This window comes from Flavobacterium sp. K77 (genome assembly GCF_021608205.1).
Lineage (GTDB): Bacteria > Bacteroidota > Bacteroidia > Flavobacteriales > Flavobacteriaceae > Flavobacterium > Flavobacterium turcicum.
This window is the reverse complement of the sequence record NZ_JAKIHO010000005.1, coordinates 1-13,272: the sequence shown is the minus strand read 5'-3', so window position 1 is coordinate 13,272 and position 13,272 is coordinate 1. Positions and strand designations below refer to the sequence as shown.

The 13,272-nt window shown below is 35.2% G+C and carries 13 protein-coding genes; 9 read left to right on the top strand and 4 right to left on the bottom strand.

What is annotated here, in order from left to right; genetic code table 11:
- Positions 1–4: 4 nt before the first annotated feature.
- From L1S34_RS10135 to L1S34_RS10125, 3 genes are read right to left on the bottom strand one after another with little or no spacing between them, the layout of a single operon-like run.
- Positions 5–1,261 carry an NAD(P)/FAD-dependent oxidoreductase gene (locus tag L1S34_RS10135; RefSeq protein WP_236363931.1) on the bottom strand — a complete coding sequence of 419 codons (1,257 nt, stop codon included), beginning with the start codon at positions 1,259–1,261 and terminating at the stop codon, positions 5–7.
- 43 nt (positions 1,262–1,304) lie between these two features.
- The gene (locus L1S34_RS10130) at positions 1,305–1,667 is read right to left on the bottom strand and encodes a cupin domain-containing protein (protein ID WP_236363930.1); all 363 of its coding nucleotides are present in this window, start codon (positions 1,665–1,667) and stop codon (positions 1,305–1,307) included.
- Positions 1,668–1,686: 19 nt separating this feature from the next.
- Positions 1,687–3,222 (bottom strand): helicase HerA-like domain-containing protein, encoded by a 1,536-nt coding sequence (locus L1S34_RS10125; protein ID WP_236363929.1) that lies wholly within the window; start codon positions 3,220–3,222, stop codon positions 1,687–1,689.
- A 375-nt stretch (positions 3,223–3,597) separates the two neighbouring features.
- On the opposite strand from L1S34_RS10125, the gene L1S34_RS10120 reads away from it, so the two are divergent.
- The 7 genes from L1S34_RS10120 to L1S34_RS10090 all read left to right on the top strand — a co-directional run bounded on the left by L1S34_RS10120 (position 3,598) and on the right by L1S34_RS10090 (position 10,145).
- Complete coding sequence (locus L1S34_RS10120; protein WP_166136215.1) at positions 3,598–4,416, top strand: MotA/TolQ/ExbB proton channel family protein; 819 nt, start codon at positions 3,598–3,600, stop codon at positions 4,414–4,416.
- 70 nt (positions 4,417–4,486) lie between these two features.
- Complete coding sequence (locus L1S34_RS10115; RefSeq protein ID WP_370637609.1) at positions 4,487–5,098, top strand: ExbD/TolR family protein; 612 nt, start codon at positions 4,487–4,489, stop codon at positions 5,096–5,098.
- A gap of 18 nt (positions 5,099–5,116) precedes the next feature.
- Complete coding sequence (locus L1S34_RS10110) at positions 5,117–5,662, top strand: ExbD/TolR family protein (protein WP_236363927.1); 546 nt, start codon at positions 5,117–5,119, stop codon at positions 5,660–5,662.
- Positions 5,663–5,698: 36 nt separating this feature from the next.
- The gene (locus tag L1S34_RS10105) at positions 5,699–6,496 is read left to right on the top strand and encodes an energy transducer TonB (protein WP_236363926.1); all 798 of its coding nucleotides are present in this window, start codon (positions 5,699–5,701) and stop codon (positions 6,494–6,496) included.
- A gap of 233 nt (positions 6,497–6,729) precedes the next feature.
- Positions 6,730–7,650 carry a PstS family phosphate ABC transporter substrate-binding protein gene (locus tag L1S34_RS10100; protein ID WP_236363925.1) on the top strand — a complete coding sequence of 307 codons (921 nt, stop codon included), beginning with the start codon at positions 6,730–6,732 and terminating at the stop codon, positions 7,648–7,650.
- Positions 7,651–7,666: 16 nt separating this feature from the next.
- Positions 7,667–9,340: a tetratricopeptide repeat protein gene (locus L1S34_RS10095; RefSeq protein ID WP_166136230.1), complete on the top strand. Its 1,674-nt coding sequence runs from the start codon at positions 7,667–7,669 to the stop codon at positions 9,338–9,340.
- Between the two features lie 172 nt (positions 9,341–9,512).
- Complete coding sequence (locus tag L1S34_RS10090; protein WP_236363924.1) at positions 9,513–10,145, top strand: 7-carboxy-7-deazaguanine synthase QueE; 633 nt, start codon at positions 9,513–9,515, stop codon at positions 10,143–10,145.
- A gap of 50 nt (positions 10,146–10,195) precedes the next feature.
- Here the strand turns inward: L1S34_RS10090 and L1S34_RS10085 are convergent, their stop codons facing one another.
- A complete protein-coding gene (locus L1S34_RS10085) occupies positions 10,196–10,906 on the bottom strand; it encodes a class I SAM-dependent methyltransferase (RefSeq protein WP_236363923.1) in 711 nt (236 codons plus the stop codon).
- Positions 10,907–10,982: 76 nt separating this feature from the next.
- Between L1S34_RS10085 and L1S34_RS10080 the strand changes: the two genes are divergently transcribed.
- Both L1S34_RS10080 and L1S34_RS10075 read left to right on the top strand, forming a co-directional pair.
- Positions 10,983–11,477 carry a YkgJ family cysteine cluster protein gene (locus L1S34_RS10080; RefSeq protein WP_166136239.1) on the top strand — a complete coding sequence of 165 codons (495 nt, stop codon included), beginning with the start codon at positions 10,983–10,985 and terminating at the stop codon, positions 11,475–11,477.
- A gap of 79 nt (positions 11,478–11,556) precedes the next feature.
- On the top strand, positions 11,557–12,783 hold the full coding sequence (locus tag L1S34_RS10075; RefSeq protein WP_236364098.1) for an ABC transporter permease: 1,227 nt from the start codon (positions 11,557–11,559) through the stop codon (positions 12,781–12,783).
- The last annotated feature ends 489 nt before the right edge of the window (positions 12,784–13,272 follow it).

The following is a 13,272-nucleotide window of genomic DNA, read 5'->3' as shown; positions in this document are numbered from 1 at the left end:
GTTTTTATTTCTTTACCGCTGGTTTTAGCAAAACCCGTAATGTACTGTCGTTATTGAAATAGCTAAACATCCAATTGACAAAGATAGAAAGCTTATTTTTTACACTCAAAATAAGCATTAAGTGAATAAACATCCAAGTTAACCATGCTAATCGGCCTTGAAAACTAAATTTAGGCAAGTCAACAACCGCTTTTCGTTTACCAATTGTGGCCATGCTTCCTTTGTCATGATATTCGTAATCGATTAAAGCACGTTCTTTTAATAAATTTTTAAAATTATTTGCCAGTATTTTAGCTTGTTCAATAGCAACACTAGCTACTTGAGGATGGCCTTTTGGATATTTTGGCGTTTCCATATAAGCAACATCGCCCAACGCATAAATATTGTTTAAACCGATAATATTGCTTTTTCGATTCACAACATAACGGTTTCCTCGTGTTATCGTACTTTCTGGTATTCCATTCAAAGTGTTTCCTATAATTCCTGCTGCCCAAATCACATTTTTTGACGGGATAATAGCGCCACTTTGTAGCTGAACATTGGTACCGTCGTATTGGCTCACAATAGTATCGGTTTTTACAATTACACCTAATTGCTCCAAATACAAACGGGACATCTTTTGCGAGTCGGGACTCATTGGTCCTAAAATGGCTGGCGATCCTTCGAGTAAATAAATGGTCAGTTTCGAGAAGTCTTTATCTGGATAATCCTTCGGCAAAATGTTTTTTTTCATTTCCGCCAAAGCGCCCGCAAGTTCTACACCCGTTGGTCCACCGCCCACCACAACAAAATTGAGTAAAGCAGGCAAGTCATCAGCTGAGGCTATTAAAGTATCTTCAAAAGTCTGCAAAATTTGATTACGAAGCTGAATTGCTTCAGGCACCGATTTCATAGGGAAAGCAAATTTCTCTATTGACGGGTTGCCAAAATAGTTGGTAGTACAGCCAAAAGCAATCACTAAATGATCGTACTCAAATGCTCCAATACTAGTTTGTACAATTTGTTGCTCTGTTTCCACTTTTTGAACCTCTGCAATCCGTATTCTTACATTTTTAGAGTGTTGAAAAACTTTTCTTAACGGAAAAGAAATACTAGCAGGTTCCAATCTTGCTGTTGCCACTTGATACATTAATGGCTGAAACTGATGGTAATTGTTCCTGTCGATTAGCAGAACATCGTAATCCGTGTTTTCTAAATCCTGTGCCAAACGTAATCCAGCAAATCCGGCACCTATAATGATGATTCTTTTTTTAGTAGTCATAGTTGTTGTTCTTGTCGACCCCAAGTTACGAATTTAAAAAGCATTACTCTTCTCTATTAACATTTTCTATAGAGAAGGCAGGTGTACAAATGGCAATGTATTCGCAAGGAGCATCAAAAGGATTAGAATACTGTACGCGCGTATTGCGCTCAATTTTTATGGATTGTCCTGCCTCTAACACAATGGTTTCATCATCAATAATAAATTGTTTTTTACCACTAATAATATAGGTGTATTCATCAAACTCTGGAGTTTGAAAAGGTTCGCTCCACCCTGGTGGCGCTACCATGTGAGCAATTGATATTTCGTTGTTTTGTGTGGTTGCTAAACCATGGTGCTCTTCAATTAATTTTCCGTCAGTAGTTGGAACAATAAAAGGGGCAGTTTGAATAAAATATTTTTTCATTTTTAATTATGGTCGATTGTTATTTTTTGAAAACTTTACTTAAAACTCCAAATACACCTCGTATGAAGGTGGCACTTGTAATAACTTTGAGTACTGATTTACCAACAACTTCTGCAGTACTTGGTCCTTGTTTTTCTGTTTTTACGGTTTCTTCGGTTTCTTCGGTTTCAGAAGTTGTGTTTTCAGAAGCTTCTTTTGTTGCAGCCTCAATTTTTTGATTCAAAATTTCATAAGCGCTTTCACGATCAATAAGTTCACTGTATTTTTTAACAAGCTTTGACTTTTGATTGATCTCCTGAATTTCCGTTTCTGTTAAAATGTCCATTCTGCTCATTGGAGCTCGCATCATTGTAGCCACAAGTGGAGTAGGGATTCCTTTTTCATTTAATGCAGTTACAAGCGCTTCACCAATTCCTAAACTGGTCAAAATTTCGTCTGTTTGATAAAATTCTGATGTAGGGTAGTTGTCTGCGGTTTGTTTGATGGCTTTTCTGTCATTTGCTGTGAAGGCTCTCAAAGCATGCTGAATTTTTAAACCTAGTTGGGCAAGCACTCCACTTGGAATATCCATCGGGTTTTGAGTAATGAAATAAATACCAATGCCCTTGGAACGAATTAATTTGACAATAGTTTCGATTTGTTCAAGCAAAACTTTACTAGCTTCGCTAAATATTAGATGGGCTTCATCAATAAAAATGACCAATTCCGGTTGGTCAGCATCACCTTTTTCAGGCATCTGCTGGTAAATTTCAGCAAGCATACTAAGCATGAAGGTCGAAAACAGCTTTGGTTTATCCTGAATGTCTGTTAATCGCAGGATATTGACGTAGCCTTTTCCTTCCTCATTGATGCGCATCAAATCGTTGATATCAAATGATAATTCTCCAAAAAACAAATCAGCACCTTGTTGCTCGAGTTCAATTATTTTTCTCAAAATAGTTCCCGTAGTCGAAGTAGAAATTTTTCCGTATAATTCTTCGATTTCTTCTTTACCTTCCTCAGTAATATAGTTGATTACTTTTTTGATGTCTTTTAAATCAAGCAATGGCATAGCATTATCGTCACAGTATTTAAAAATAACCGAAACTACTCCAGCCTGAGTATCATTTAAGTTTAGAATTCTAGAAAATAATACTGGTCCAAACTCTGATATGGTAGCACGCAAACGAACACCGGTTTGCTCCGATAAGGTCAAAAGTTCAACAGGAAAACTTGCATTACTATATGGAATATTGATTTTTGCGTGACGCTCTTGTATAAAGTCTTTAACTTCTCCTTCTTTTGCAATTCCGCTAAAGTCTCCTTTTATATCCATCATCAACACTGGAACGCCAGCTTGTGAGAGTTGCTCTGATAGCACTTGTATTGTTTTTGTTTTACCGGTTCCCGTTGCTCCTGCAATTAGGCCGTGTCTATTCATTGTTTTGAGCGGAATAGTAACAAAGGTATCGGGAACGGGAATACCGTTTAAAATCCCTCCGCCCAATGTAATGTTTCCGCCTTTATGGCTGTAACCAGATGTAATATGTGTCTTAAAATCTAATGTTGTACTCATAGTTGGACTTTGTTTTTATGCTTTTGCAAGGTATTGTATTTTTAGAATATTACCAATTCCCGCTTTTCCTGCAGTGTTACTGTTTAATTGTTGCTAAATTGATGAATTTGTAGTTTTCTTCTTAATTGCTTTGTTTTTGATGAATTGTAAAAAATAATCATAAATAAATGATATTTATATGTCTAGAATACGATTACACGTCATGATATTGATGAAAATTAAGGCGTGGCTCTGATAATTGTGTTTTTGAAATAAATTTAATGACAATTAAATAAAAAAAAGTTTTTTTATTTGAACTAAAAATATAAATTTGCCTAACTACAAGTTTAATATAACTAAGATAATTTATTTAAAACTATTAAAATTAAAAAAAAAATGGCAAACGTTAAAAAAGAAAAAGCGGCAAACGGAGGAGGAATGATCTCAGGAATCATTATTGTAGCATGTATTTTTGTTGGATGGTTGATTTGGAATTTCATAATGGGTAATGGTGCTAATTTCGAAGGCGGAGTTAATACAGGTCACCCACTACCAGGTAATATGTTGGCAATGGTTTACAAAGGAGGTCCAATTGTACCAGTATTGTTAGGATTGTTGTTAATGGTAGTTGTATTCTCATTTGAGCGTTTTGCTGTAATTTCAAAAGCAGCTGGAACAGGAAATTTAGATACTTTCATGATTAACTTGCAAAAAGATATCAAATCTGGAAACATCGAAGGTGCAATTGCAGCTTGTGACAAACAAAAAGGTTCTGTTGCTAACCCAATCAAATCTGCTTTATTGAAATACCAAGAAGTAAAAAGAGAAGGTTTAGATAGTGAAGCAGCAGCTGAAACTATTCACAAAGAAATTGAAGAAGTTACTTCATTAGAAATGCCAATGTTAGAGAAGCACATGACTGTACTTTCTACAATGGTATCTTTAGGGACTCTTGCAGGATTATTAGGAACAGTAACAGGTATGATTAAAGCATTTAGTGCGTTATCTGCAGCAGGTACTCCTGATCAAGCAGCTCTTGCAAATGGTATCTCTGAGGCATTGATCAACACTGCAACAGGTATCTCTACTTCTGCTTTAGCAATTATCGCTTACAACTTCTTTACATCTAAAATTGATACATTAACTTACTCTATTGACGAGGCAGGTAATACAATTGTAAATACTTACAGACACTTCAGAAGTGCTCAAAAATAATTAATAATGTATTTTGCAGGAAGGTAACCCTGTGTAGGTTACCTTTTTGTAAAAATTAAAATATATATTGATGGCTATAAAAATGAAGAAAAAAGCAGGGTCTACGGACATGACTGCAATGTGTGATGTAGCTTTTCTTTTGTTGTCTTTCTTCGTAATGACAGCAACTGCAAAAATACCTGAAGCATTGCCAGTTGATACTCCTGCGTCGACAGTTCAGTCTAAGTTGCCAGAAGATAATTTAGCTACTATTACAATCGGAAAGGGTAAAGTTTTCTATGATTTAAAAGGTAGGGAAGTTAGAAAAAAAGCACTTGAATTGATGGGTGAAAAGTATGGTGTACAGTTTACAGAAACTGAATCTGAAACTTTTGCTTTGATGGAGGGAATTGGTGTTCCAATTACTAGCCTAAAACAATTGATTGCGATGAAGACTGCTGACAGAAACAAACCAGGTGTTCAACCAGGTGTGCCTAAAGATTCTTTGGACAATCAATTAAAAGATTGGATTTACACTTCACGTCAAGCAAATATTGACGTAAATGACAAAGAACTTCAAGTCGCAATCAAAGGTGACTCAAAAGAAGAGTATCCAGCAATTAAAAAGGTGATGGATATATTACAAGAGCAAAAAATCAATAGCTTTAATTTGGTTACTGGTTTAAGAGCAACTACAAAATAATTTTAAAAATACACTAAAATGGCTGAATTAAATACCGGCGACGGTGGTGGCAAAAAAGGTGGTAAAGTAAGAAGTAAAAAGTCTAACTCAAAAGTAGATTTAACCGCTATGGTGGATCTTGCTTTTTTATTAATTACTTTCTTCATGCTTACAACTACCTTATCTAAACCTCAATCTATGCCTTTGGGTTTGCCAGATAAAAATGATGATCCTACAAAAAAAGATTTAAAAGTTGATGAAAATCGTACGTTAACTGTTTTGTTAGGAGACAATGATAAGATGGTATATTACATGGGTTTGCTTGCTACTCCGATTGCAGGTCCTAAAGATATAGCTTACGGTAAAGAGGGTATTCGTGCTGAACTATTAAAAAGAAAATCTTCTGTAGTTGAATATACAGGCAATAAAGACAAAGGTTTGATCGTTATTATTAAACCTGGTAAAAAGTCAAATTACCGTAATCTTGTAGATATCCTTGATGAAATGGCTATCGTTGGTGTACCAACAAATGCAATCGTTAACGATTTTACACCAGAAGAATTAAAATTGATAGGAGAGAAGTAAGCGACTTACTTTTTTATAACCAAAAAATCAAGAAAGATGAAATTAGATATATTCACAAACCAATGGCTTGACATTGTATTCGAAGGTCGAAATAAAGCGTATGGCGCTTACGAGCTTAGAAAGTCAAATAACAAGACAACAACAAAAGCTCTTATCTTTGGTGCAATTGTGTTTGCTATTGCAATCAGTATGCCTTTAATACTAGGTTTACTTCCTGATTCTTCTGATGATGAGGCTGCTTTGGATACTAAAATTGTTAGTATTAAATTGCCTCCTAAAAAAGAAGAGATTAAGAAAAATATTCCGCCACCTCCACCGCCTCCTCCTAAGGTGGATCAAGTGAAATTCGTGAAACCTGTTGTTGCAAAAGCAGAAGAGGTGACTGAAGAACCACCTAAAATGGTAGAGTTGAAGGACAAAAAGTTAGGTGCTGAAACTATTAAAGGAGATCCGGATGCAGTTTTAACTGTAGAACCAGTTGGTACAGGGACTGCGGCAGTAGTTGAAGAAGCCCCTGATAATACAATTTATAACACGGCAGGTATCGAGGTAAAACCAGATTTTCCTGGTGGAATCAATAAGTTTTACAAATTTATTGGTGATAATTATACAACTCCTGAAGATGCTCCAAGTGGTAAAGTGTATGTTACTTTCGTAGTTGAGAAAGATGGATCTTTAACGGATGTTAAAGTAGCTAGAGACGTAGGTTATGGTACTGGTAAAGAAGCTATTAGAGTTTTGAAAAAATCTCCAAAATGGTCTCCTGGTATTCAAAATGGTAAACCAGTTCGTGTTCTTTATTCTATTCCAATTGTGATTCAAGCACAAGAATAATGTTGAATAACATATATAATAACATTAAGAAGAAATCGCTTAGAGAGCGATTTCTTCTTGTTTTAGGAATTTTGTTTTTGGTATTGTATGTCGTTTTAGGCAGTTTTATAATATTCATGAAGAACTTTCCGCTAGACATGCCGCCGATCGCAAGAGTCGCCTTTGGTGCGATTTTAATTGCTTATGCTTCCTTCCGATTCTTCAGGATTATTAATGATAACAATACTTAAGAGATGAAAAATTTTGTTAAACTATTCGCTGTTCTTTGTGTTTCTTTGTTTTTAGTGCTATTTTCATGCAATCAAAACAAAAGTGCTGATTCGCCTGAAACAATTTTGAAAGGTCAGGCAACAGTGTTTGTTGACGAAACTATTACACCAATTGTTGAAGATCAGGTTGCTGTTTTTGAAAGTGAATACCAAGCTAAGATAAAACTACAATCACAGTCAGAAGCAGAAACTGTTGTTTCTTTAGTAAACGCAAAGGGCGGTATTGCAATTTTAGCAAGAGATTTAACAGCCGATGAACTAAAAATTTTCAAGCAAAGAAAAATTAGTCCTAAGGTTACTCCTTTCGCTACTGATGCTATTGCATTTGTCGTAAATAGAAATAGTAAAGATACGCTAGTTGCTTTGCAAGATGTAATATCTTTTATGAAAGGTCAAGAGGTTCCCGGTATTAAAGGTTTGGTTTTTGACAATCTTAACTCCAGTACTGTTCGGTATTTGCGAGAGTTGGCGGGGTTGAAAGATATTCCACAAAAAGGAATTTTTTCTTTCAAGACTAATGATGAAGTAATTAAACACGTTTCTGACAATGATGGTTTAATAGGTGTGGTTGGTGTTAATTGGTTGTCACAGCCTAAACCTGCTATGAAACAGTTTATTGATAATTTAGTTACCTTACGTGTTAAAGGTCTTAAAGGGAATGGTTATTATTTGCCTTCGCAAAATGATATAGCCGAAAAGAAATATCCTTTGGCACGCGATTTGTATATAATCAATTGTCAAGGATACTCTGGTTTAGGAATGGGCTTTGCCTCGTTTGTAGGAGGAGATATTGGACAACGAATTGTATTAAAATCGGGATTGTTGCCTATTAGGATACCTACTAGAAAGTTTACAATCACAAATAATCAAAAGGATGATAAATAAATTAACTATTATTAAAATGAACAAATTAACAACATTCAGCGTTGCCTTTTTAGCTACAGCTTTATCGGCACAAGCCCAGGATATAGCACAAGCCAAAAAAGCAATAGATGCTGAGCAATACGAAAGTGCGAAGTCTATATTAAAATCGATCATAAAATCTAAACCTTCAAATGGTAATGCTTATTTCACGTTAGGTAATATTTATCTAACACAAAGCATTCAAGATTCTGCTAAGATTACTTTTGATAAAGGTCTTGTTGCATCTGAAGACGGTAGATTAAACAATATCGGTTTAGGTCAGATGGATTTAGACAAAAAGGATATTGCTGCTGCTCAAGCAAAATTCGCCTTGGCGTTAAAAGATATGAAGAAAAAGGATGTGCAAGAATTTGTATATGTTGCAAGAGCGTATATGAATGCTGAGAAGCCAGATTATAAAGCTGCAATTGCAACCTTGACAAATCCTGCCATCAAGAACAATCAAGATGCACAATTGCAATTGGCTTTAGGTGATGCATATTATGGAGATGGTAAACAAAACGAGGCGTATGTTGCCTATAGAAGTGCTTTTCAATTAGACAGTTCTTTATTGAAAGCCAAAATGCAACTAGGTGTATTATTAAAAGGTGCTAAGTCTTATGATGAGGCTTTGAAAGCGTACAATGAAGTTATTGCTATTAATCCAAGTTACGGACCTGTTTACAGAGAATTGGCTGAAACATATTACAAAATTGCACGTAATAAACCTTCAACAGCTGCTGCAAATTACAAGATTGCTTTAGAGAATTATGACAAATACATGTCATTTACAGATTATTCTATTCAGTCTAGAATGCGTCGTGCTGACTTTTTAATCTTGATAGAAGATTATGCTGCATTGGAGGTTGAGGCAAATAAAATGATTGAGTTAGATAAAGTAAATCCTAGAATTTATCGTTACTTAGGTTATGCAGCCTATAAAAATGGTAATACTGATGTAGCTATTAAATCTCTTGAAAATTTCATTAATACTCCTGGCAACAAAGTAATCGCCTTAGATTATTTGAATTTAGGTTTAAGTAGAATTAAGAAAGGGACTGCCGCTGATGGTGCTTCAATTGACAATGCTGCATTTACTGCTGGTGTTGCTGATATTAAGAGAGCAATTGATATGGAGCCATTGGCCGTTCAAGCTTTAAGCGAAGTTGGTAAAAAATTGTTTACTCAAAAACTTTATAATGAAGCTGCTGCTATTTTCGAATTTGGTGCAAATACCAAAGAGTCAACTAGCTTCCTTGATGATAATGTGTATTTTGGTTTATCACATTACTATGCTAATGCTAATAAAGCTAAAGACGGTAAAGTAGATAAAGAGGGTATGGCTAAAGCTGATGCTGCGTTTGAGAGAATTCTTGTTGCAAGTCCAACATACAACGAAGCTTACCTTTACAGAGCGCGTGCTAATAGATTATTAGAAAAAGACGATGTGATGGTTCAGAATTATCAAGAGTATGTTTCAAAAATTTCTGCTTTAGGTGAAGCAGAAGTTGCTAAACCTGCTGTAAAAGCTAAGTTTATTGAAGCTTACAACAATATGGCTGCAAGTTTTGCCAATTCTGATAAAGCAAAAGCAATTGAGTTTTTCAATAAAACTTTAGCATTAGATCCTGCAAACAATTATGCTGCGGAATCAATCAAGATCTTAAAGTAATTAAATCTTTCATAAGAAATGAGCCGGTAGCTTTTAGTTACCGGTTTTTTTATTTTTATAAATTACAAAATCATTGATTATTATATCTTTTCCTCTTTCTATTATTGTGTTTGTGGTGTTTCTACAATCTTCTACTTTCAAAATGTGTATCTTTGCATTTTAATTTACAATAATGTTATCAAAAGAAATTCAGTTAGAGGTTAATAAAGGTGCGATGCTTCCGTTGATGGAGGAGTTTTATACCATTCAAGGTGAAGGGTACCATACTGGAACGGCAGCTTATTTTATAAGAATTGGAGGTTGTGACGTGGGTTGCCACTGGTGCGATGTGAAAGAGAGTTGGAATGCCGAATTGCATCCGCCAACAGCTGTTGATACCATTGTGCATAATGCAAGTCAATATTCAGAAACTGTTGTGGTTACTGGTGGTGAACCTTTAATGTGGGATATGGAAATTTTAACTACTAAGTTAAAAAGCAATAACCGTAAAGTACATATCGAGACTTCGGGTGCTTATCCGTTATCTGGTCAATGGGATTGGATTTGTCTTTCTCCAAAGAAAAATAAACTGCCTACAACAACCGTTTACGATAATGCTCACGAGTTGAAGGTAATTATTCATAATAAACATGACTTTATTTTTGCCGAAGAGCAAGCAGAACTCGTTAATGATAATGCTATTTTGTTTTTGCAACCGGAGTGGAGTAAAAAAGAAGAGATGACACCACTAATAGTTGACTATGTCATGAATAATCCCAAATGGCGCGTTTCGTTGCAAACTCACAAATATTTGAATATTCCTTAAATACAAAACCTCGACATTAATGATGATCGAGGTTTTTTTTGGTTTATTTTTTAAAGTGACAGTCGAGCTAAGTAATCATAATGCTCTCCTTCTTTAATAAGTTCGCATTGCAAACCTACATCATATGCTGCATTTTGTAGCGTATTGTAATCAAGATATAACCAACAAAAATCTTCTTCTTTTTCGTTTTTGTACTTTATACTAAATTTTAGCTCTCCATAATATCCATCAGAAGGAATCCATTTTCCACCATCTTCATCGTTGTCGAACATATAAATCAGGTCTGATGAGTCAATTAATATTTGGCCTTGTGGCGAAAGTAAACTTTTAAGACGTTGTAAATACTTTGGTGTCTCAGCTAAAGTTCCAAATATTCCGGTTCCATTCATTAGTAGTAAGATGGTATCGTATTGATTTCCGTCCGAGCTTGTGTCTAGAATATTTTGAACCGTTGCGTTTTGAACACCACGTAGTAAACAGGTTTTAATCGCATTTGCAGAGATGTCAATCGCGTGAATATTCAGTTTTTTTTCGTTTTGTAAATACAAGCTGTGACTTCCTGCTCCACATCCTACATCCAAAACCTTACCTGTCGACATTTGTAAAGCAACTTGCTCCAGTAATGGCATTTCCTGGAAAGAACGAAATAAATAAGCTACCGACATTTCGTCCTCTTCTGATATTGTGGTTTCGGTTAGTATATTTTCAGGTGAATTGTTGGTTTGGTAATCGAGCATTGCTTTTCCAAAAAGATCTTTCATGTAAATTGGTGTACGTTGTAATCGTTATTACTCTAGAAGTTGTTTACTTTTGTATCTCAAACTTTAAAAAGGACACTTGAAACAGATTTTAAATAACCTTCCTAAAGAGGCCAAAGATAAGCATATCGAAAATAAAAAGTATTTTGATAAGCTGAAAAAGAAGACACCTAAGAATCTCGATTATGTAATGCAGGATTTGCATGATGCTGAATTCAAAAAAACGGATTGTTTGCAATGTGCTAATTGTTGTAAAACAACAGGTCCTTTGTTTACTTTAGCTGATATTGAAAGGATTTCAAAACATCTTAAACAAAAACCACAGCAATTTATACAACAGTATTTACGTATTGATGAAGATCAAGATTATGTTTTACAATCGGTTCCTTGTACTTTTTTAGATAATGAAAATGCTTGCTTTATTTATGATGTTCGACCAAAAGCATGTAGAGAGTTTCCACATACTGATCGTAAAAAGTTTCAGCAAATTACAGATCTTACTTTAAGTAACGTTGCAATTTGTCCCGCAGCATTTAATATTGTAGAGGCGATGAAGAAAAAGTTGCCTCTGTAAGTTACTTTTGGTAAAACTTTGTCAGATGATCAAGTTGCTAATGTATCCATTCAATAACCATCGATTAAAAAATAAGATTTTGAATTTAGAATATTTTATTGCCAAAAAGCTAATTAAAGCCAAGGAGCATAAAAGCACTATTTCGTCTCCCATTATTAAAATTGCGGTGGCTGCCATTGCAATTGGTATAATTATGATGATTGTCTCTGTAGCAACAGGTGTTGGGTTGCAACAAAAAATCCGAGAAAAAGTTGCTGCTTTCAATGGTCATATTGAAATTACGAATTATGATAGCAATCAGTCTGATGTAACATTAGCTCCTATTTCTAAAAAACAAACTTTTTATCCCAAGTTTTCGTCTGTTCCTGGCGTCAATCATATCCAAGCTGTGGCTAGTAAAGCAGGAATTATCAGAACTCCAACGGCTTTTGAAGGAATTGTTTTTAAAGGAGTAGGCAACGACTATAAGTGGAACAATATTCAGGAGTATCTTGTAGAAGGTCGAATTCCAAACACTGTAACCAACCTGAATGAAGAAGTGGTGATTTCGCAGTTTATTGCAAATCGCCTCAGTTTAAAATTGGGAGATAGTTTTAATACCTTTTTCATGAAGGAGAAGGGGTACAACTTAAGAAATTTTAAAATTGTAGGTATTTTTAATTCCGGTTTTCAAGAATTTGATGCGTCTTACATTTTAGGTGATATCCGTCACGTGCAGCGAATGAACAAGTGGAGCCCTTACCAAGTCGGTGCTTTCGAAGTTTTTGTTCGGGACTTTACGGCCATTCAAGCAGTAGGCGAGCAGGTTTATGCCGAAACCGCATCGACATTAGATAGCAAAACGATAATCGAAAAATACAGTTATATCTTCGAATGGCTACAATTATTCGATATCAACATCATTGTCATATTAATAGTAATGATCCTTGTGGCAACCATCAACATGGTCGTAGCATTGTTGGTGCTTATTCTCGAGCGAACAGAAATGATAGGTATTCTCAAAGCATTAGGCGCCAATAATTGGTCAGTGCGTAAAATATTTCTTTATAATGCAGGTCATCTTATCGGTCGAGGTCTTCTTTGGGGCAACGGAATAGCTATTTCGTTGTTGTTGCTGCAGGACCAATTCGGAATTGTAAAGTTAAATCCAGAAAATTACTATGTCAATCAAGCGCCAGTATCAATTAGTATTCCTGCTATTCTCTTAATAAATATTTTAACCGTAGTGGTGTGTTTACTTGTTTTAGTAATTCCCTCGTACATCATTACAAAAATTTCACCTGTCAAAGCCATTCGTTACGATTAATACTTTGTGCGTTCCGCCTTCATGTTCTTGCCTTTTGTTTAGGCAAGATCAAGCAAGGCGTCGGGCTATTCGCTGCAAGTCCTCGCCACTCCCTCAAGACGGTCGTGTCTGTGGGCTTTACGCTGCTATCCCTAACGCGCGCTATCCTTATTAAAGACGAATTTTGTAACAGCTACACATCATATAGAGTAAAACTTGTAGACTGTAATTTTTTAAACGTCAGTTCGAGTGTTTTTTGCGCAGTAAAACGCAGCAAAAAATGTATCGAGAACCGTGTCACCTACGCAAAACCACCCCAACCATCATAGCGAATAAAAAAACTTCATATCTAACCTTATTGATTTTAAGACAATTAAAAAATAGTTTGCAATTAAGTTTGAAAAAGGCTTGTAAAAGCGAATAAAGGTTGTAGTTTTGCACCCGCAATCACGGCAACGTTCTAATAAAAACTGGAAACAAACGAGAAAACAATTTTTAAAAAAAGATTGC